Genomic DNA, 20030 nt, shown 5'->3' on the forward strand with positions numbered 1-20030 from the left:
CCTATTCATTTTACCATACCTGCCCGCACGTCACATCCTACGAAGTACGGAGGCCGGCCTTTTAGGAGCGCAAACCGGCGCTTGCTCCTTATAATAACGAAGCCGTCCGGGAAACTCCCGGGCGGCCTGTATTTCAAGATAAACTATTGGAGATATTTCAACGGGTTCATGGCCGTGCCGCTCTTGCGGATTTCAAAATGCAAATGCGTACCCGTGGAGCGGCCGGTATTACCCATGATGCCGATCCTGGAGCCCTGCTCCAGCTTCTGGCCGACCGATACGGAAATTTTGCTCAAGTGGCCGTAATACGTTTCATATCCGTTGCCATGGTTGATAATGACGACATTGCCGTAGCCGTGTTGTACTCCGGCAAAGCTTACCGTCCCGGCATCGGCGGCCTTGATCGTCCGGTTGCCGGATACGAGATCCACCCCTTTATGGCTCCGGCCCCAGCGTTCGCCGAAGGTGCTGGAAATGACCGCGCCGATAACCGGCCAGGCGAATGACCCGGAGGCTTCGTGCGCTACCTTGGTGCCACGGTATACGACTTCAGGCAGCGAAGCCTTGAGAACCGTCTGGCCGAGCCATTCCTCTTTGACGACCTCGCCGTTCTCCTTCGTAAGCCGGTATTGCATTTCCTTGAGCCCGGTCTGGCCGGGACGAACCACCTTCGTCTTGCCTTTAGGCAGCAGCTCGCTCGTGCGCACAATCACTTCGGGTTCGGTCACGATCTGCTCCTCCGCCTTCTCTGTCGTTACAACAGTAATCGGCGGCTGTGGAACCGTCAGTTTAAGCTCATCCCCGATTTGCAGCGTCAGTTCTTTCACTTCCGGGTTGTTCCGGAAGATTTCCTTCTGCGCAATTTCATAACGGCCGGCAATGCTCGAAACCGTGTCTCCTTCTTGAACCGTATAAACCAGCGGCGCGTCCACGCCTACGGTAAGCGCCTTGACCGCCTCCTGCACGTCCATCACCTTGTTCGGGTCGGCCTTTACCGGCATGACGGATAACTGTTCGCGTATATCCGCAGACTCTACCTTATCTCCGGGAGAAGCCGAAGCCGATGACGCGGCCGTTTTTTTCAGCTGCGGCGCACCGGAGGCTTCCTTCTTCCCCGATATGTAGTAGGCTTTGACTCCCTGAAGCACGGCGCTGGCCGTTTCCTGGTCTTTAACGATACCGACGACTTTGCCGTCCACGACCAGTTGAACGCCAACCGCATAGGCTTTAAGCAAGCCGTCCAGTTTGTCTAACGTTCCCTCGTTGTCGATGACCGGCTTATAGTTGCGGGCTGCCTGCGTTGTGATGCCATCCGTCTGCAGGACCATAACCTCGTCCGGATATTTCTTCTGGTACTCTTCCTGCTTCTCCTCAAACAAAGCCTTGAGCCGATCCTTATCGGAAAGCGTCCCGATTTCCTTGCCGTGCAGCAGAACGCGGTAGTAGGCCTCCGTATTCGCTTCCACATAGTGCTTGTGCGCCCCAATGAACGAGACGGTCAGCAGCGCAATGCCAGCGGTTGCCGCAAGCCAGGTCAGGCGCAGACGCCGCCGTGAATCTTTCGTTACCGGAACGTTAACCATGCCCTCCCCGGCATCGTCTTTCCCTCCGGCCACGGTTTTGGGAGCTTCTCCTTTTTGCCCCTTCAGCCCGCGTATAAATTTCAAACCTTTCATGAAACTCTCCCTTCAGCCTGATCCCTTTACTGCCATGCAGCCGGAACTATGGTATGACCGCTTAATCTATATTTGCCGAAAATGTATCCTGAGTGGTAAAGAAAAATACGATTTCGATGATGTGGAAAAAGTTACAAAAAATTAACCAATTTCGGTCCTTGTTAACTTTACCATAGCCTGCGGAAAAATTTCAACTTCACCAAGTAGAAACCGTCTTCCCTGTTTTCATGCAAAAAGGCCGTCCACCAGCGCCCTTCAGGCGTTTCGGAACAGCGTTTTTCCTGAAATATGCAAAGGTTGCAATCTGCGTGACGGACAAGGAGTATACTTCTCTATTGTCCGCCCGTGCCGGAAGTCAGGATCTTCATCAGCTTATTATATTCCTCCTGGGTTACGTACTTGGAAATAATCGACTGGATCTCTGTCACCTCCTGTTCCGTTAGCCCGCCCTCCATGGCGGCGGAAATCTTCTGCATCTCATCCTGAGGAACCTTGTTCATTAGAATGTTAAAAATATTAACTTTTTCCTCAGACGGCAAATTGTCCTTCAAATCCTTCATCGCTTCCGGAGTCATGACCAATTGCTGGTCCTGCGTGCCGTTCTGCTCCTCCGCAGTCGCCTCGCCCATGACGGGAAGCGCGTTGTCCGGCGCCTTCTCTTCCACGGAGCTTCCGCCGCCGCTGTCCGCTGTCGCTGCCGGAACCGTCTCATTTGTGCCGCCCGTCCCGGAAGGCTTGTTCGCATCTGGATTTCCAGCCGCCGCCGTGCCGTCATCTTGTGCCACCGGTTCCTTAGAGGGCGCCCTGCCGCTTGTACCCATAAGGCTGCTCAGCATTCCGCCGAACCCCGGAGCCGGCATATCCACCTTGAGGCCGAGCCCGGACATTACCGACTGAACATACGCATTTACAATAACGCCCGTCGTCAGTATGGACAGACTGCTGGCCAGTACTACGATCAGACATACGCCCATCGCACGTTTAACCCATTTCATTCCCATCTCTCCCTTGCATGAGTGCATTCCGCCCTGCCGCTTGCATCCAAATCCAAACGTTTGTCTGCTATTTTTCCAGTATTGACCGTTATCCGCTTCGGGAAACGTTAGGTACGCTCATTCATGCGGAAGTTAAGGAGTTGCACTGAGGCAAATGGGCGATCATGTGCGAAATCGGCACACGCAAAAGAACCGCAGGAAGCCCTTGAAGGCTCTCTGCGGTTCTTAAATCAGCATTTCGCAAAATGTTCTAAATGCGTATAATCGCGGGGTCTTGCCGCTTATTATTCGTAAATCGGCAGGACTTGGTTCGTCTGGTCGCGGTTGCGTCCGACCGAGAAGATCGCAATCGGAATACCGGTCAGCTCGGACACGCGCTCAACATACTTGCGTGTGTTCTCCGGCAGGTCGTCCAGCGTCTTGGCCGAGGTGATATCCTCGCTCCAGCCTGGAAGCTCTTCATAGACCGCTTCGCATTCGGCCAGCATTTTCAGGCTCGCAGGATAATGGGTAATTACCTCTCCGCGGTATTTATAGCCGGTGCAAATCTTAACCGTCTTCAGGCCGCTAAGCACGTCTAGCGAGTTCAGGGACAGTCCGGTCAGGCCGCTGACACGGCGGGCATGGCGGACTACGACGCTGTCGAACCAGCCGACACGGCGCGGACGTCCGGTAACGGTGCCGTATTCATGGCCGGTCTCGCGGATTAAATCGCCGATTTCGTCGTTCAGTTCGGTCGGGAAAGGACCGTCGCCGACGCGTGTCGTATACGATTTCGCCACTCCGATGACCTGTTTGATCTTGGAAGGTCCTACGCCTGAGCCAATGCAGACGCCGCCTGCGGACGGGTTGGACGACGTTACGAACGGATACGTTCCTTGGTCGATGTCGAGCATCACGCCTTGGGCGCCTTCAAACAGCACCTTGCTATCGGCGTCGATGGCGTCGTTCAGTACGACTGACGTATCGGTTACATAGCTTCGCAGAACTTCTGCATACTCCAGATACTGCTGCAGTGTCTCTTCCACATCAAGCGGCTCACCGCCATATACCTGAGTGATGACCTGGTTCTTCTCATTCATCAGGTGCCGCAGCTTCAGTTCGAACTCCTCGGCATCCATCAAATCAGCAATCCGGATACCATTTCTGGCCGCTTTGTCCATATAAGCGGGACCGATGCCTTTGCGGGTCGTGCCGATTTTGTTCGGGCCCTTGCGGTCTTCCTCAAGTCCATCGAGCACCATATGATAGGGCATAATGACATGGGCGCGGTCGCTGATGACCAGGTTATCCGTGTCGAACCCGTTTTCGTGAATATAATTGATTTCTTCAATTAGGGCGGCTGGATTGATTACCATGCCGTTGCCGATGACACAGGTCTTGTCTTTATAGAAGACGCCCGACGGGATCAGGCTGAGCTTGAATTTCTTGCCGTCAATCAGAATCGTGTGGCCGGCATTGTTGCCCCCTTGATAGCGGGCGACCACATCCGCGCTCTCTGCCAGAAAGTCCGTGATTTTGCCTTTGCCTTCGTCTCCCCATTGTGTTCCCACAACGACTACCGTTGACATGTTCATTCCTCCGTAGGTGCTGCCATAAGCACCATTATTTTTCTTTTAGGGCTCTGTACTTTACCGCTATGTACGCAGCCCTGACGGACGCTTTAGACGGTTTAATCCGCTAAAGCACAATTATCAGTGTAACAGCGGTTTTTTTTAAAGTCAAACAAAAACGAACGATTGCACCAAGAAATGTACAATCGTTCGGAAATTGTCATGATTATCCTTAACCTGCAAATGGTTCGGAGTGAGCACGCTCGTAGTTGACGAACTTGTTGAAATTTTTCAAAAATACAAGCTCCACCGTGCCGACTGGACCGTTACGCTGTTTGGCGATAATAATCTCGATAATGTTCTTCTTCTCGGTTTCCTGATTATAGTAATCATCCCGGTACAAGAACGCGACGATATCGGCGTCCTGCTCGATCGAACCCGATTCCCGGAGGTCCGACATCATCGGCCGCTTGTCCTGACGCTGCTCGACGCCCCGGCTGAGCTGGGACAGAGCGATTACCGGCACGTCAAGCTCCCGCGCGATTTGCTTCAATGTCCGGGAAATATCCGAGACCTCCTGCTGACGGTTCTCACCGCCCTTGCCGCGGCCCTGGATGAGCTGGAGGTAGTCGATCACGATCATGCCCAGCCCTTTTTCTTTCTTCAGCCTCCGGCATTTGGCGCGAATATCAGCCACGGTTATGCCCGGCGTGTCGTCGATATAGATTTCCGATTCCGAAAGCGACGCAATCCCCATCGTCAGCTTAGACCAGTCATCATCGCTCTTGAAATCGCCGGTACGCATAATGTTCGCATCCAGATTCGCTTCGGCGCAGATCATCCGCTGCACAAGCTGGGCGGCCGACATTTCCAGACTGAAGATGGCTACCGTCTCCTTCGCGCGCACCGCCACGTTCTGGGCGATGTTCAGTGCAAAGGCCGTCTTGCCCACGGAAGGGCGGGCGGCCACAATAATAAGGTCATTGCGCTGAAAACCGTTCGTCATATGATCGAGATCGGCAAAGCCGGAAGGAATACCGGACGTGCCCCCCTTGTTTTGGTGGAGCATCTCCACCCGGTCGAACACTTCCATCAGCACGTCGCGGATGGCGATGAACCCGCTGCCGCTTCTCCGGTTGGAGATTTCGAGAATGCGGCGTTCGGCGTCGCTCAGCATATCCGCAACATCCTCGCCGCCGGTGTAGCCTTCGCTTACGATTTGCGTCGCGGTCCGAATAAGCCTGCGCAGCATGGCCTTCTCTTCGATAATCTGCGCATAATAATCGACATTGGCCGCCGTAGGCACCGCATGCGCAAGCTTGGCCAAATAGCTGACCCCGCCGATGTCTTCAAGCTCTCCCTTGTCCTGAAGCTTGGCCGTCAGGGTAACCAAATCAATCGGCTGGTTCTCTTCTCCGAGCTGTATCATCGCCTCAAAGATCATTTGATGCGGCTTGTCGTAAAAGTCTTCGGTATTCACCCGCTCCATGGCCGAAATCAGCGCTTCGTCCTGCAGCAGGATTGCGCCGATTACCGCCTGTTCCGCTTCCAGATTCTGCGGGGGAACCCGATCGAAAAAGAGATCTCCGCCCATACTACTCCTCCGTTACCTGAACCTTCAGCACGGCCTTGACTTCCGTATGCAATTTAACCTGAACCTGCAGCGTGCCCAGATGGCGGATCGGCTCATCCATCTCGATTTTACGCTTGTCGATGGTTATGCCGCTTTGCTTTAACAGTGCTTCGGCGATCTGCTTGCTCGTAATCGCGCCGAACAACCGGCCGCCCTCTCCCGCTTTCGCTTTCATCGTAAGCGTAAGCTCGCTCAACTTCTCTCCAAGCTGCTGCGCTTCTTCTTTCTCCTGCTCCTTGCGGCGCTGCTCGGCAGCAGCCTGATTCTCAATTGTTTTCATATTTCCTTCGGTAGCTGGACGGGCCATGCCCCGCGGCAGCAGGAAGTTGGTAGCGTAGCCTTCCGACACCTCTTTGATTTGACCCTTCTTGCCTTGACCTTTAACGTCTTTAATGAATATGACCTTCATTCGAACAGACCCTCTTTCGCTTCAATTTCCGCCAGCACCTCGAGCAGTCTGGCCTCTGCTTCCTTGCTTGTTCCTTCCAGCTGTACGGCCGCGTTGGTCAAATGTCCTCCGCCGCCCAGCTTCTCCATAACGACCTGCACGTTCATCCTTCCGAGCGAGCGGGCACTGACGCCGATCAGTCCGTCCGGGCGCTCGCTGATCACAAAGGAGGCGAGCACATTCGTCATTCCCAGCAGCGTGTCCGCCGTCTGGGCGATCAGGAGCTGCGGAATTTTCATGCCCGGCGCCGTCACCACCAGGGCGATATGGTCATACACCATCCGGGCATGCTTGATAATTTCCGCTTTCGAGATGTACTCCTGCAAATCTTCTTTCAGCATCCGCTGAATCAGAATCGTATCGGCGCCGAGCCGCCGCAAGAAGCCCGCCGCCTCAAATGTACGCGATCCCGTATGGAGGGCAAAATGCTTCGTGTCCACCGTAATGCCCGCAAGCAGCATCGTCGCCTCCAGCGTGCTGAGCTTGACCTTCTCATGAATATACTGCAGCAGCTCCGTCACCAGCTCACAGGTGGAGGACGCATACGGCTCCAGATAGACGAGCACCGCTTCGTTGATAAATTCCTCGCCCCGCCGGTGATGGTCTACGACGACAATCCGGCTGGCATATTGAACAAGCCGCGGCTCCATCGTCATCGAAGCCTTGTGCGTGTCGACTACGATCAGCAGCGTATGCTCGGTCATCACCTGAAGCGCCTGTTCGGTCGTGATGAAAGAGCTGTACAGCTCTTCATCTCTACGAAGCTGCTCAAGCATGCGCGTAATGGACGGATTTGGCCCTTCGAGCACGATATCGGCTTCCACGTTATACATCTGCGCTGCACGGAGCAGTCCGATGGAGGCTCCCACGGCGTCGATATCGGGATTGCGGTGTCCCATAATGATGACCCGGTCGCTCTCCTGAATCAGATCGCGGAGGGCATGCGCGATCACGCGCGCACGCACGCGGGTGCGCTTCTCCGCCGCGTTGCTCTTTCCGCCGTAGAACGAAAGCCGCTGGCCCGCCTTGACCGCAGCCTGATCGCCGCCTCTTCCGAGCGCCATATCAAGACTCGACTGGGCCAGCGCCCCGAGCTCGCTCGCCGACTCCGCCCCGAAAGCCAGACCGATGCTCAGCGTCATCGGCACCTTCAAATCCGCCGTCATCTCCCGCACTTCGTCCAAAATGACGAAGCGGCTCTCTTCCAGCGCCTGCAGGCTGCGGTAATTCAGCAGCATCATATAGCGCTCCGAAGAAAGGCGGCGCAGATAAACCTCAAACTGCTTGCCCCATTCGGTAATTTCGCTCGTTACCTTGGCAATCAGCGACGTCCGCTGCTGATCGTCCATTCCCTGCGCAGCTTCATCAAGGTTATCCATCAGCAGAATGCCTAGTGCCAGCTTTTCTTCCTCGTACCGCTGCCGCAGATCGATCAGCTCGGTTATTTCATATAAGTACAGCAGCCGCTCGCTGGGAATAACAACTGCCTGGTAGTAGCGCTCGTCAACGCTGATTTCCATGCGAACTTCCTTCTGAATTCCTTCCTTGCCCGCTTCCCGTTTGACCGGAGGCCCACCGGCAGCGGTCGGCACGAGGTCCGGCAACAGTTCCGGCAGCGGCGCGCCCAACAGCGATTTACGCGAAAAAATCTCCCCCGCATAGCGGTTATTCCACTCCACCGAACGATCCTCGCCGTAAAGAATAATGCCCAGCGGCAGCGTTCCGATGGCCTCCCCCTCTACCCGCTTAATGCGGAATGAGAGACCATTGATGTATTCCACAAGATTCCGCCGAAACGAAAGTTCGGCTTTCAGCATGGTGAAGCACAGCGTCCCGGCCAGAAACAGGCTGACAACACCCAGCACCCAGTTATATATACTGACGACAATAATTAGGACCAGCAGCAGCAAGAACGCCCAGACGGTGTGATAGCCGTGCCAGCGTCTTTGCAAAAATTTTGGCATGAGCTCTCACCCTATCGTTTCGATTTGGTGACCATTTCGCGCAGCGGCGCCACCAGGTCGATAATCCCGATAATCCACAGCGGCGGCAGCATAATGGCCAATACCGCAAGTATAACCGGAATGATCCTGTTCCAATTCCGCTCATGAGCGATAAAGAAGAAGAACCCGATCGTCTGGATTATAAAGCATATCCGCAGCAGCGGCACTAAATTGGCCGTAATCATTAATAGGAGGCTGTTATCCGACTTGAAAAAGAACAGCTGAATCAAGGCGGCGATCAAATAGTACCAAATAAACGATTTCGGCATTCTCCAATCTCGGGCAGGTTTAAGCTTCGGCACGGCGTATCCCATGCTGTTCAGAATCGGCCGGACGATGGAGTGTGTAATCACTGTAATCAGGAAAGAAGACACAATCAGCGCCATAGGAATCACCTGAATGAATGCGCGGCTGTTGTTGCCGACATCCTCAGAGCTTCCCCCCAGCAGATTCCCCATACCGAATTCCTGCATCGGGGACAGGGCCATCGTACGCATCTCGTTCAATACATCATATACATAATTGTACAGATCGAACTGGAAGAGCGTTTTGCCCAAAAGGAGAAGCAGCAGAAACTCCCCGAGAAGAGTAATGGTGCCGGCAACAATCACCGAAGAAGCGGGAGCCTTTTTCTTGTACCATCGTCCCATTACCAGCGCGGGAACAAGCAAGTAGGCGGCTATCAATATATATAGCGGACTAATCAGCCCCAGTATCAGCCATACAGGCACAATCGATAGTATAAACTGCCTTGTATTCAGCGTGGTGAACAGCAGGACGGCCGGAATAATCATAAACAGTGTCGTGATAATTAGAAAAGGAGTTGACAGGGATAGCAGCAGGAGAAGATAAACAACACTCCAGGCCGCGGATGTCCAGCGATATTTCAACAATGTTCACCTCTTACGCATATGTTCTTCTAATGCAGATATATCCTGATACCAATCTTCCAGCTGATGGCCTTCCTGACGGTGCTTTCTCAGCTTCTCCAGCAGCGCCTCATCCAGATCGCGGTATGATATGCCAAGCCTGCGCCCCAGAATATAAGAACTCATAATCAAGCTGGCCAGGCTGTCGCTAACCCTCCCGGTACTCCCTTCCCACAGCGCTTTAAACAATCGGGAAACCTGATCGATGACTTCGGTCTTCAGCCACTCGATGACCTTGGCACGCTTGGCTACATCTAAATCCTTCGGCATGTTGGACACGTCTATCTACCTCCGGGAAAAAGCTTTATTCTCCATTATAGCATAAATGACTTTCCGCAACACGGCACCCTCCAGCCCGGACCCGATCACAGGAAGAAGGGCATCTAAGAAGAAACGGCTGCGCCAATCTTATCGAGGGCTTTTACAGGTGCGTTAAACTCTTATCCCTTAAAAAAAGCCCGCATCCCCTTTGTCGGAAATACAGGCTGCATCCCTGCCGAACTCCTTACCGGAAATTGTTCCCGCTTACAAGGATTCCAGCGATTTCCGGGATACGAACTTTTCACAGTACTCGATAATTTGGCTGCGGCGGACGATGCCGATGAACCGGTTCATATCGTCCACAACCGGCACAAAATTTTGTACTTTGACCAGATTAATCAAATCTTCCATATCTGCATCGATGGATACCGGCTTATTGTTCATTCGCAGCGGAACATCCTTCAGCAAAAATTTCGAAGCATTTTCGAATGTGACCTTTCCCTCCGATTCTTTCATGTACCAGAGCAGGTCCCCTTCCGTCACGGTACCGGCGTATTCGCCGTGCTTGTTCAGGATCGGAACGGCCGTGTACCGGTGGTACTCCATTCGCTCAAGCGTCTGACGCAAGGTCGAATCCAGCGTGACGCAAGTCACCTCCTGCTTCGGAAGCAGGAAAAACGCAATATTCATCTTCTAGGTCCTCCTCAAAAGTCCCCAAGGAATAACGGCTCTCCCCCTGTTTTCTACCCAACGGGGTCCGCTTTATTTAGTACGTACAGATCTTAACCGCAGTTCCAACAATAGTATACCATAGGAACAACAAGCAGCAGCCGGTAACTTTTGACCAGGGCTGCTGCATGCGGTGGTTTCCTATATCATTCGTTTTACGAGATGCTTTATTGGGCGGAGGACGTCGCCTTGGCTTCCAGCGCGTCGCCCGCTTTTCCCGGCTCGATCAACTGATCTACCGGCGTTCCGGCATTCATCCAGTTGTCAATCATCGCCTTCGCTTCCTTCAGATCCTCTTCATTCACAACATCATAATAGACGCCGTCAATACGGGCACCCTCGCCCATAACGGTGAAGCTCGAAATATCCGCTTCCTTGCCTCCCATGAACTTCTTGGCCAGACCGGTAACCATGGAAGGCGGCATATCGGTCTTGAAATTCTCGCCCATTATGTTGAGCAGTTCCGTCACGTTGCCGATTTGGTTGAGCGACAGCATTTTGTTCGCGAGCACATCCAGAAAGACCTGCTGGCGCTTGGTACGGTTAAAGTCGCTGTCTTCGCGGTAGCGCACATAGTTCAGGGATTCTTCGCCGTTATAAAGAGACTTCCCGCCCACAATCGTAAATTTCTCATGGTCTTTGCCCTTGTTCTCGATCGTCTTTTTAATCGGAAGAGGCAGTCCGCCCAAGGCGTCGACGGTATCCTTCAGCCCCTGAAAGTTAATGGTCGCATAGTATTGAATTTGATGCCCCAGCAGCGCCTCAAGCGTGTCCTTGGCCATTTGCTGGCCGCCGAAAGCGTAAGCATGGGTAATCTTGTCCTTCTTATTGCCGTCATGGCCGATAATCTCCGTATACGTATCGCGGGGAATGGAAATGAGCAGCAACTTGTAATCCTCAGGACGGACAACCGCATAGATCATCGTGTCGGAACGGGCCGTTTCCGTCTTGCGTTGGTCGGTGCCCAGAAGCATGACGGAGAAAGGATCGCTCTTATAAGCTATGGGCTCAGGCTTGACGGTGTTGTCTTCACTCGTAAGCGGCTGGTAGGACTTCTGCTGAAGCGTACTCTCAACCTTGTCCGACAAGAACAGATCAAAAGCCAGAACCGTCAGCGGCTTGCGAAGCAAAACCCCTCCGGCAACAATGACCAGAAGTATGATTAGAGCAATATATCTTTTTTTCCACTTTTTTTTCATATCGAATTCCTTCTTTTATTATAGAGTAGGCGATAGTCGCTGTTCTTTCTATTTGGAATGACCGGAGCGGTCATGAATTGGTTCTGCAGGCAGACAGGATCTTCGCCGGCGCTAATGCTGACGTTCCTCCTTTCGGGCAGATTCTATTGAAATAAACAATATTACTATTGTAATCACTATGAAGTGAAAAAGAAACAACAAAAATCGACACTTTTGGTTAAAAAAGCATTCCACCGCTCTCCTAAAGCGGCAGAATGCTTCCTTAACCGAAGGCGCCGTCGAGACGTCCCAGCAAGTATCCGAAACGCCGGGCCGGCGACAGGTCCATAAAATAGTCGAACAGCTCAGCCGTCTCCTTAAACCGCTCCTCCCAGGTGCCCGCGCCCATTACGACTGCAATGACACGGCGTCATTTCAATTTTCACAAAAAATTCCCGAAAAATTATAAATGTCTCTCTTGGACTCGAGATGCTTCTTTGATCCCCTCGCCGATAAAGTTGATCGAAAGAATAACCCCGGTAATCAGCAGACCGGCAGGAAGCCATATCCACCACCGCTCCCTGATGACTTCCGGAGAGAGCGCATCAGTCATCATATTCCCCCAGCTTGGCTGCCCGGCCGGGACACCAAAGCCCAGAAAGCTCAGACTCGCTTCAACACCGATCATGGCTGCGGCCGTCCACATCAGATTGACGATAAACAGACCGAGCAGACCCGGCAGCAGATGGTGCGACAATATCCGCAGCGTCCCGGCTCCCAGTGAGCGCGCGGCCAGCATATATTCATTTTCTTTCTCGGCCAGCGTCTTGGCCCTTATGATCCGCGCGAATCCGCCCCAGCCCAGCAGCCCCACCGTCCAAATTAGCGAGGAAACACCGCCGTCCGGATCGATGCTCTTCACGACAATGACGAAGATCAAAAAAGGAAAAGACAGCACGACATCGGCAGCCCGCATCAGCAGCGAATCCGCCGCCCCGCCGAAATAGCCGGCCAGGACCCCCACTGCGGTTCCTATACCAGCTATAATTGCGGACACACAAAGACTAATCCATAGCGTCGTCCGGCCGCCGTATAACAGACGGGAAACAACATCCCGGCCTCCCTTGTCGGTGCCCAGCCAGTGCCCGGCGCTTGGAGCCTTATTCAGACTCCGCAGGCTGATCTTCATCGGGTCGTAGTCTGTAAGCCAAGGAGCAAGCAGGCACAGCGTTATTACAGCAGTTAGAAACAGCATCGAAACGACGGCGGGACGATTTGCGGCAAATTTGCGGACAGCGGCGCCGATCCGAGAAGCAGGCGCATTCTTGTGCTTCATTTTCTTCCTCCGTTGTAACCCGCGCGTATGCGGGGATCGAGCAGGCCATACAGCAAGTCCGCCACAATATTCCCAGTAACTATCATGAAACCCGTCATTAGCGTCACCGCCATCATCACCGCATAGTCCCGGCCTGACACCGCTGCCACAAACAGCGTTCCGATACCCGGATAGGAGAACAGATTTTCGATGACTACCGAGCCGCCGAGGAGGCCTCCTATATCCATTCCCAGAAAGGTAACGAGTGGAAGGAGCGAATTGCGCAGAATATGCCGGTTATAAACCGAGGACCTGGATATTCCTTTGGCCACGGCCGTCCGCACATAATTTTTGCCGCTGTTCTCGACGATTTCCCCCCTCAAAAATTGCGTATAGGCCGCGGTATTGAACAGGCCCAGCACGGCAGCGGGAAGCAGGGCATGAACCACCCGGTCTCCCAGCGATGACCATAATCCCCGCGAAGCAGCAGCCGTAACCGTGCCGCCTAGTGGCACCCAGTGCAGGACAACCGCAAATATATAAATAGCGAAGATTGCCGCAATAAAGGTCGGAACTGCATAGGTGACATAACTGGCCGTCAGGATAAAACGGTCGACCGGTCTCCCCGGATTGCGGCCGGCGATCATTCCCAAAGTTAGAGAGCTTCCATACGTAATGAGAAGCGACAGGACAGTCAGCAGCAGGGTTGCGGGCAGACGCTGGCCGATGAGTTCGCCGACAGGCATTTTATATAGGAAGGATTGCCCGAAATTTCCGGAAGCGGCATCCTTAACCCAACGAAAATACTGGAGAGGCAAAGGATCGTCATATCCAAGCTTCTCCCTCATTTCCGCAACATAACGGGGGTCTTTGTTGCCCGGATTTAGTCCTCCTCCAAGACCGTCGCCCGGCATCTGCTTGGCCAGTGCGAACACGACGACCGAAACCAGAAGCAGCAGCGGCATCGCGCCTGCCAGTCTGCGAAGCGCAAATTTTAGCAGCATGCCAACTCGGCCTCCCTACTCGCTGTCTTTTACCCACCACTTGTAAGGCTCAATAATATTGCTCAGCGTATTGATCTTTACTCCCTGAAGACGCTTGTTTACCCCCGTAATCGTCTCGCGTTCCGCAACGAAAATCATCGGCACTTCTTCATTTATTAATTTCTGCCAGTCATAATACACCTGCTTGCGGTATTCCCGGTCATACGCTTTCAGACTTATCCCTTCCCGGATGAGCCGTTCGTTCTCTTCAGAGGACCACCGGGGATAGTTCCACTGATCATTCTCTCTCCAGAGTCCGGAAGGGTCCGGATCATTGGACAATCCCCAGACACCGTTAAACAGCTCCACCGACGGATCATCCTCCTCCACCGCCGTATAGAAGGTATTCATTTCCTTCAGCGCTCCGCCGTTCAGCCTGACATCCAGGCCCACATCCCGCCAATTTTGCAAAATAGCCTCGGTGCGCGGTTCGTCATTGGTGCCGCCGACCATGCCGTCGAAATGAATCACGAACTTCGTTCCCTTGGGATCTTCGCGCATGCCGTCGCCATCCGTATCCTTATAACCAGCTTCATCGAGCAGCTTCTTGGCCTTCTCCTGATCATACGGGTATCGATTGATTTGGTCCTCCGGGACCTTGGCCCAGCTTTTACTGGAAATCGGCGTCTCCACCAGCTTCCCGAGTCCGTAAGAGAAGGCGTCTATGATCCCTTTGCGGTCCAGAGCGTAGTACATCGCCTGCCGTAATCTTTTGTCCGAAAACTTGGGGTTGTCCATTACAATTTGCCCGGCCTTGCCGTCCCAATGTCCGAACTTGAAGCCGATATACTCATAAGACAAATCAGGCGTTTGCATCAGCGTAATGTTATTCAGCTTTTTCAGGCTTTCGTACGCATCCCGCGGCGCCTGCTCGATATCGATTCCTCCCTGCTCGAACAGGCTTGTAATCAGCTTGTCGTCGAATACTTTGTACAGCACGCCGTCAAGAAGGGGTTTGCCCTTGTAATAATCATCAAACCGCGTCAGTTCAACAAATTCGCCTGGCTGAATATGCTTCACTTTAAACGGACCGATGCCGATCGGAGCTTTTCGCACCTGGTCGCTGTTCGGCATATCCTTTACCGCCACTCCGGCAAAATAACTCTTATTCATCGGATACGCCCACAGATTATCAATCGTATTCACACGGGCGGCCGTGACCGTAACCTTCATTGTATAGGGATCAATAACCTGGATGCCCGAGATTTGCTTCGCCTTTCCAGTATGATAGGCCTCGGCCCCCTGAATCATTTCCACACTGTAAAAGCGCGGGCCGGTATAGTCCGGGTCGGCAATGACCTCAAGCGCAAATTTCCAATCCTCTACGGTCAGCTCAGCACCGTTCTGCCAGTGTATGCCTTGTTTTATTTTAAAAGTGAACGTTTTATGATCGGCCGACTCCTGCCAGGTTGCGATACCGGGGGCGGTGGTCAAGTCGTCAGTGACCGTAAACAGCGGCTCGGTTGTAAACTCCAGAACATGGAAATCATCTTCACCTTCATAAAAAGCCGGTTCAAACAATCCCTTGAACGGAGAAGGAAAGCCGTACGTTACCGTCCCTCCCGCTTTCGGCTCCCCTCCGGCAGCCGTTACATGAGAGGAAGGCTCTCTCCCGCCGCGATTGTCCGAAGTATCGGCTCCGCTGCAGCCCGACAGCAGCAGTACAACGAGGAGCAGCGGTGCAAATGCTCGGATTACCTTACTGTTGTTCATTGGTTCCTTCCCTTCTCTTAGTTAAAAAAACTGTGAACGCTTTCCCATCCAGTGGTCAATAAATAAACCATCGGTCAATTCCGGTCAACTTTGCAGACCGGTTTATATAAATTTTGGATTCAACAAAATTTCAAACATCATACAATGCAATATAACTTGCGTCAATATGTTTTATTACTATTAATCGTCCCCTTCCTTTTCTTTAATAATCATCAAGCCTTCCACATGCTTACGCCCCATCAACTTGCGTTTCTTCCGGTTTTCCTTCGTATCGAGCACAATATCCAAATCATAATCTTCCGGGTACAGCTCTTCTTTGGATAGATAAGGTTTCAGGCGTTTATGGTTGAATCGCATTTTATGCTTCTGCACCATGACGCCGACCATGCCTTTGGAATCCCGTTTCTCGTATACGATTCCCGTTCTCCCCAGCGAAGAGATATAGACCGCGTCCCCGACTTCAAAAGAATGCGGCTGTTCCTGACGAACCTTTGGCTCATTCTCCGCATGGCTTTTGCCGTTCCCGGCCGCGTCATTTTCTTCCATTCTTCCTTCTCTATCATACCACAGCATCATCTCTTGTTCGCCAAGCTGTTTTCGGGGCTGAATGCCGGCAATTTGACGCGATCGTTCGATGACTCCGGCGTCAAGACCGAGCTTTTCCGCAATTTGCAGCGCATAGCTGTGGCCCGCTTCCCCTATCGTCAGCTTGTATAGCGGACGGAGCGTAACCGGATCAAACTCCATTCGCGCATTTTGGAACTGGGGCGCTGCCGAAGCAAATGTTTTTAACTCATTAAAATGCGTTGTGACGATAACATTGGCTCCTCTGCGGCTTAACTCCTCCAAAATGGCGATCGACAGAGCGATTCCCTCACCCGGGTCCGTGCCTGCCGCCAGCTCGTCGATCAGCAGAAGAACATTCCGGCCTGCGGCGCGCAGCATTTCATCCACACCCTTCATCTGCGCGGAAAAAGTGCTGAGCGACTGCGTCAAGCTTTGCCCGTCTCCGATCACGCTCATGACCTCGGAAAACACCGGAAGCTGGCTCTCTTTATCGGCCGGAATCAGGAGCCCTGATTGAGCCATCTGCACGAGCAGCCCTACCGTTTTCAGCAAAACCGTCTTCCCTCCCGTATTCGGACCGGTTATTACAAGCGACTTATAACCCTGCCCAAATTCCACATCGATCGGAACCATGCCGTCAAGCAGCGGATGCTTGCCTCCGATAAGCCGCATATATCCCCGGTCATTGAAGGATACCGCTCCCGCTCCTGTCGCAGCGGCATATTTGGCCTTTGCAAATATGAAATCATACACACCCGTAATTTCGATATTCAGCCGCAGGGCATCCTGCTCCCTTTCGATCAGTCCGGTCAGCATACTTAGAATGATGCCCTCCTCCCGCGCCTCCTCGCTGGTCAGCATCTCCAGTTCTCCTTGCAATGCGGCTACTTCCTCCGGTTCCACATACACCGTCTGTCCGCTTGTGGACTGATCGAGCACCGAACCCTTCACCTGCTTATGGTATTCGCGCTTGACCGGAATCACATAGCGGCCTCCCCGCATGCTGTACAGATTCTCCTGCAAAATGGACTGGTGACGCGACATGACGCTCTCAATTTTCTTGAGCAGCCGCTCTTTCGTTACTCTCAGCCGTTTGCGAACCTTCTCCAATCCCTTACTCGCCCCGTCGTCAATGACGCCGAACCGGATGCAACGTTCGATCTCAGCTTTTACAGTCTTCAGCTCCATCAGCGACGATGCATACGCTCCGATCCGGAGGGACGCATCCTTGGAAGCCATATACTTGCGCAGTTGACCGCAGCTGTTCAAGAATACGCCCACCGCCGTAAAATCCTGCTCATTGAACAGATATCCCGTTCCCAGCAGCGACATGACCCATTCGATCCCCTCCAATGAGGGTATTGGCACACTCGATCCTCTCATTAATAATTCCTTGGCCTCCGCCGTCTCTTCCACCGCTCTGTGTATTGCCGTAAGTTCAGACATCGGCTCAAGCTCCGCAATTAGCGACCTTCCGACATAGGAGACGGCATAACGTCCCACTTCTTCCTTGATCAGATTGTATTCGAGCGTTTGCCGGCTTTGTAGATGCATGTTTTTTCCTCCTCATGGGTTGTCGATTCAACATTCTTTATTTCATCCGTAACGTAAGAAGAAACGGCTTCGCCGTCCTCTGGAAGAGGAAGGCATCCGTTTCTCGTAAAAATATCAGGTTAAGGATAAGCGCGAAGCTTATACTTTCTGATATTTCAAAAAAGGGCAAAGAATGCCACAGCGGCATTCCTTGCCCTAATCTTTACACTGATCCCTATCCCGGTCCGGGCTTTAATAGCCCTTTCTTAAGATAAACAAAAAAACCGCGCTGCAAGAGCACGGTTTGTTCGCATTGACGGGATAACAGCCGTAAAGAGGCCATTTGACGCGTCGCGTGTTCTTAACTAAATCATTCACCATAGGCACAGCCTCGCCGTGTCAAAAAAGACGCGTTATCATGCGCTTCCGGGCACACTTGAATAAGCATACTCTTCAGCGAGCAAAATAACAGCCTGCCTGCAGGTGATATGAAATTGCTTAGTTAAGAACGCTCACCGACATCAAAATTTCCCCTTCGTTATAGGATGGTTTAAATTTACTATATCTGATTAGCTGCGTCAATCCGCTAATTGCTGCAATAAGACCTGTAACTCATTCGCTTCTGAGAATGGTATCGCAACAAAAAAGACAGCCGGTAATCCGGCTGTCTTTAGGCCTGTCTTATTCAGTAGTGTAAGGCAGAAGCGCAACTTGACGCGAACGTTTGATTGCGATCGTCAGGGCGCGTTGGTATTTTGCGCTCGTGCCGGTTACACGGCGAGGCAAAATTTTACCGCGCTCACTGATGAATTTCTTCAGCAGTTCCGTATCTTTATAGTCAATGTGAGTAATTTTGTTCACAGTGAAGAAGCATACTTTACGACGTTTATTGCGGCCGCCACGGCGTGGAGGTCTCTTGTCGTTGTCTCCGCCTTCTCTTTGTTTAAAAGCCATTGTCTTTTCAGTCCTTCCGTATTAAAATGGCAAATCATCGTCCGATATATCAATCGGCTTACCGTCGCCCGAAAAGGGATCCTGATTATTGTTGTTGCGCGAGAAACCGCTATTTCCGCTGTTTCCGCGTCCGCCGCCGCCGTATGAAGGTGGCTCGGGCATATCCCCCCCGCCGGATGCGTTTCCGCCCTCACGGCTCTGGGAAGATTCCAGGAAACGGACATTATCGGCAATAACTTCGGTTACGTATACACGCTTGCCTTCATTATTCTCGTAATTCCGAACTTGGATACGACCCTCTACCGCCGTCAGCCGACCTTTGCGCAAGTAATTGGCACAGGTCTCCGCCAGCTGTCTCCAGGTTACGACCGGAATGAAATCCGCTTCACGTTCGCCGCCTTGGCTTGTAAAAGGTCTGTCTACGGCAAGCGTAAACTGGGTTACGGCAACGCCGGCAGGCGTATAACGCAGCTCAGGATCGCGGGTCAATCGGCCGATCAGTATGACACGGTTCAACATTTTTGGTCCCCTCCTTGGAGCGATTTCCTTACAAAGCGAACTACGTGCTCTTAGGCAACGTCGTTCGTGATGAGATAACGAATAACTTCGTCGGAAATTTTCATGAGACGTTCCAATTCGGAAACTACTGCAGGTTCTGCATTGAAGTTAACCAGAACATAAACGCCATCACGGAATTTCTTGATCTCATACGCAAGACGTTTCTTACCCTGCACATCGTGCTTCGTAATTTCCCCGCCGTTGGAGATGATGCCTTGGAATTTTTCGACTGCTGCTTGAACGGCTTCTTGTTCAATGTCAGGACGAATAATGTACATCACTTCGTATTTGCGCATAACTTTCACCTCCTTATGGTCTAAGGCCCCTGATCGGGTCAGGAGCAAGGATCGAGCACAAACTCGAACTATAATAATATACCAAATTTGAAAAGCAGTTGCAAGCACTATTCCTTTATATCCTGTCTGATTATGGACTTCCCTTCCGTACATGAAGCCGTGTAGCAGTGCGCACAATAGGACGGTAATCGATTTTTAGAGACGGAAAGGAGGGGACAGAATGGGTGAGCAAACTGAATTTGAAGAAGGCCAAAAGGCCCCGAACCCCGGAATTTATACGGAGGTAGGCGAGGCGCGGAGCTTCCATACGGAAATCCAGAACCCGAAGTCGATTAAAATGGAGAAAGGTGACACTTTCCCGGAGACGACCAACAAGAACCGTAAGTGGAAAAAGGTCGAGAAAGCGCGCGTGCATTAATTTTTTAACAGCTATGTATAAAACGAGATTTCCTGACCCATACTATAATCAGGCAGCACAAGAGAGAGGTGTGGTTCCGTTGGACACTGAAGTCGAACACAATCACAGGAATTCTGTTGCAGCAACTATTGTTGGCAAAGGATCACGCTGACGGCCAAGTCGTAAATGACAACAGCCTTAAGTTTTCCTGACTCGCTTTAGCAGCTTTTTACAGAAAGATTCCAAAAT

The 20030-nt window shown here is 52.4% G+C and carries 19 protein-coding genes; 1 reads left to right on the forward strand and 18 read right to left on the reverse strand.

Features of this window, described 5'->3' with window-relative positions:
• Positions 1-143: 143 nt before the first annotated feature.
• From PUR_RS26350 to rpsF, 18 genes are all read right to left on the reverse strand, one after another.
• Positions 144-1676, reverse strand: coding sequence for a M23 family metallopeptidase (locus PUR_RS26350; RefSeq protein WP_179037657.1), 1533 nt, complete (start codon positions 1674-1676; stop codon positions 144-146).
• Positions 1677-2008: 332 nt separating this feature from the next.
• Positions 2009-2671 carry a hypothetical protein gene (locus PUR_RS25675; RefSeq protein WP_179037658.1) on the reverse strand — a complete coding sequence of 221 codons (663 nt, stop codon included), beginning with the start codon at positions 2669-2671 and terminating at the stop codon, positions 2009-2011.
• Positions 2672-2955: 284 nt separating this feature from the next.
• Positions 2956-4242, reverse strand: coding sequence for an adenylosuccinate synthase (locus PUR_RS25680; protein ID WP_179037659.1), 1287 nt, complete (start codon positions 4240-4242; stop codon positions 2956-2958).
• Between the two features lie 214 nt (positions 4243-4456).
• Positions 4457-5818, reverse strand: coding sequence for a replicative DNA helicase (dnaB, locus tag PUR_RS25685; RefSeq protein WP_124697482.1), 1362 nt, complete (start codon positions 5816-5818; stop codon positions 4457-4459).
• 1 nt (position 5819) lies between these two features.
• The gene (rplI, locus tag PUR_RS25690; protein ID WP_179037660.1) at positions 5820-6266 is read right to left on the reverse strand and encodes a 50S ribosomal protein L9; all 447 of its coding nucleotides are present in this window, start codon (positions 6264-6266) and stop codon (positions 5820-5822) included.
• Positions 6263-8269: a DHH family phosphoesterase gene (locus tag PUR_RS25695; protein WP_179037661.1), complete on the reverse strand. Its 2007-nt coding sequence runs from the start codon at positions 8267-8269 to the stop codon at positions 6263-6265. The genes rplI and PUR_RS25695 overlap by 4 nt, the downstream gene beginning before the upstream one ends.
• Before the next feature lie 11 nt (positions 8270-8280).
• Complete coding sequence (locus PUR_RS25700) at positions 8281-9201, reverse strand: DUF2232 domain-containing protein (protein WP_232101654.1); 921 nt, start codon at positions 9199-9201, stop codon at positions 8281-8283.
• 3 nt (positions 9202-9204) lie between these two features.
• On the reverse strand, positions 9205-9507 hold the full coding sequence (locus tag PUR_RS25705) for a MazG-like family protein (RefSeq protein WP_179038079.1): 303 nt from the start codon (positions 9505-9507) through the stop codon (positions 9205-9207).
• A gap of 255 nt (positions 9508-9762) precedes the next feature.
• Positions 9763-10188 (reverse strand): CBS domain-containing protein, encoded by a 426-nt coding sequence (locus PUR_RS25710; RefSeq protein ID WP_179037663.1) that lies wholly within the window; start codon positions 10186-10188, stop codon positions 9763-9765.
• A gap of 206 nt (positions 10189-10394) precedes the next feature.
• Positions 10395-11426, reverse strand: coding sequence for an LCP family protein (locus PUR_RS25715; RefSeq protein ID WP_179037664.1), 1032 nt, complete (start codon positions 11424-11426; stop codon positions 10395-10397).
• Between the two features lie 262 nt (positions 11427-11688).
• Complete coding sequence (locus tag PUR_RS26355) at positions 11689-11814, reverse strand: hypothetical protein (protein ID WP_269474688.1); 126 nt, start codon at positions 11812-11814, stop codon at positions 11689-11691.
• A 54-nt stretch (positions 11815-11868) separates the two neighbouring features.
• Positions 11869-12741, reverse strand: coding sequence for an ABC transporter permease (locus PUR_RS25720; protein WP_179037665.1), 873 nt, complete (start codon positions 12739-12741; stop codon positions 11869-11871).
• Positions 12738-13724 carry an ABC transporter permease gene (locus PUR_RS25725; RefSeq protein ID WP_332107925.1) on the reverse strand — a complete coding sequence of 329 codons (987 nt, stop codon included), beginning with the start codon at positions 13722-13724 and terminating at the stop codon, positions 12738-12740. Before PUR_RS25725 ends, PUR_RS25720 begins: the two co-directional genes overlap by 4 nt.
• A 15-nt stretch (positions 13725-13739) precedes the next feature.
• Complete coding sequence (opp4A, locus tag PUR_RS25730) at positions 13740-15476, reverse strand: oligopeptide ABC transporter substrate-binding protein (RefSeq protein WP_179037666.1); 1737 nt, start codon at positions 15474-15476, stop codon at positions 13740-13742.
• A gap of 180 nt (positions 15477-15656) precedes the next feature.
• Positions 15657-17597 carry an endonuclease MutS2 gene (locus tag PUR_RS25735; protein ID WP_179037667.1) on the reverse strand — a complete coding sequence of 647 codons (1941 nt, stop codon included), beginning with the start codon at positions 17595-17597 and terminating at the stop codon, positions 15657-15659.
• A gap of 660 nt (positions 17598-18257) precedes the next feature.
• Entirely contained in the window at positions 18258-18530 is a 273-nt protein-coding gene (gene rpsR, locus PUR_RS25740; protein WP_124697492.1) for a 30S ribosomal protein S18, read from the reverse strand.
• A gap of 21 nt (positions 18531-18551) precedes the next feature.
• On the reverse strand, positions 18552-19049 hold the full coding sequence (gene ssb, locus PUR_RS25745) for a single-stranded DNA-binding protein (RefSeq protein WP_179037668.1): 498 nt from the start codon (positions 19047-19049) through the stop codon (positions 18552-18554).
• Positions 19050-19099: 50 nt separating this feature from the next.
• Positions 19100-19384, reverse strand: a complete 285-nt coding sequence (gene rpsF / locus PUR_RS25750; RefSeq protein WP_036598021.1) for a 30S ribosomal protein S6 — start codon at positions 19382-19384, stop codon at positions 19100-19102.
• Between the two features lie 220 nt (positions 19385-19604).
• Here rpsF and PUR_RS25755 point away from each other — a divergent pair, with 220 nt between their 5' ends.
• On the forward strand, positions 19605-19802 hold the full coding sequence (locus PUR_RS25755) for a YjzC family protein (protein ID WP_124697494.1): 198 nt from the start codon (positions 19605-19607) through the stop codon (positions 19800-19802).
• The last annotated feature ends 228 nt before the right edge of the window (positions 19803-20030 follow it).

It is taken from the genome of Paenibacillus sp. URB8-2 (assembly GCF_013393385.1).
Taxonomy (GTDB): Bacteria; Bacillota; Bacilli; order Paenibacillales; family Paenibacillaceae; genus Paenibacillus_AQ.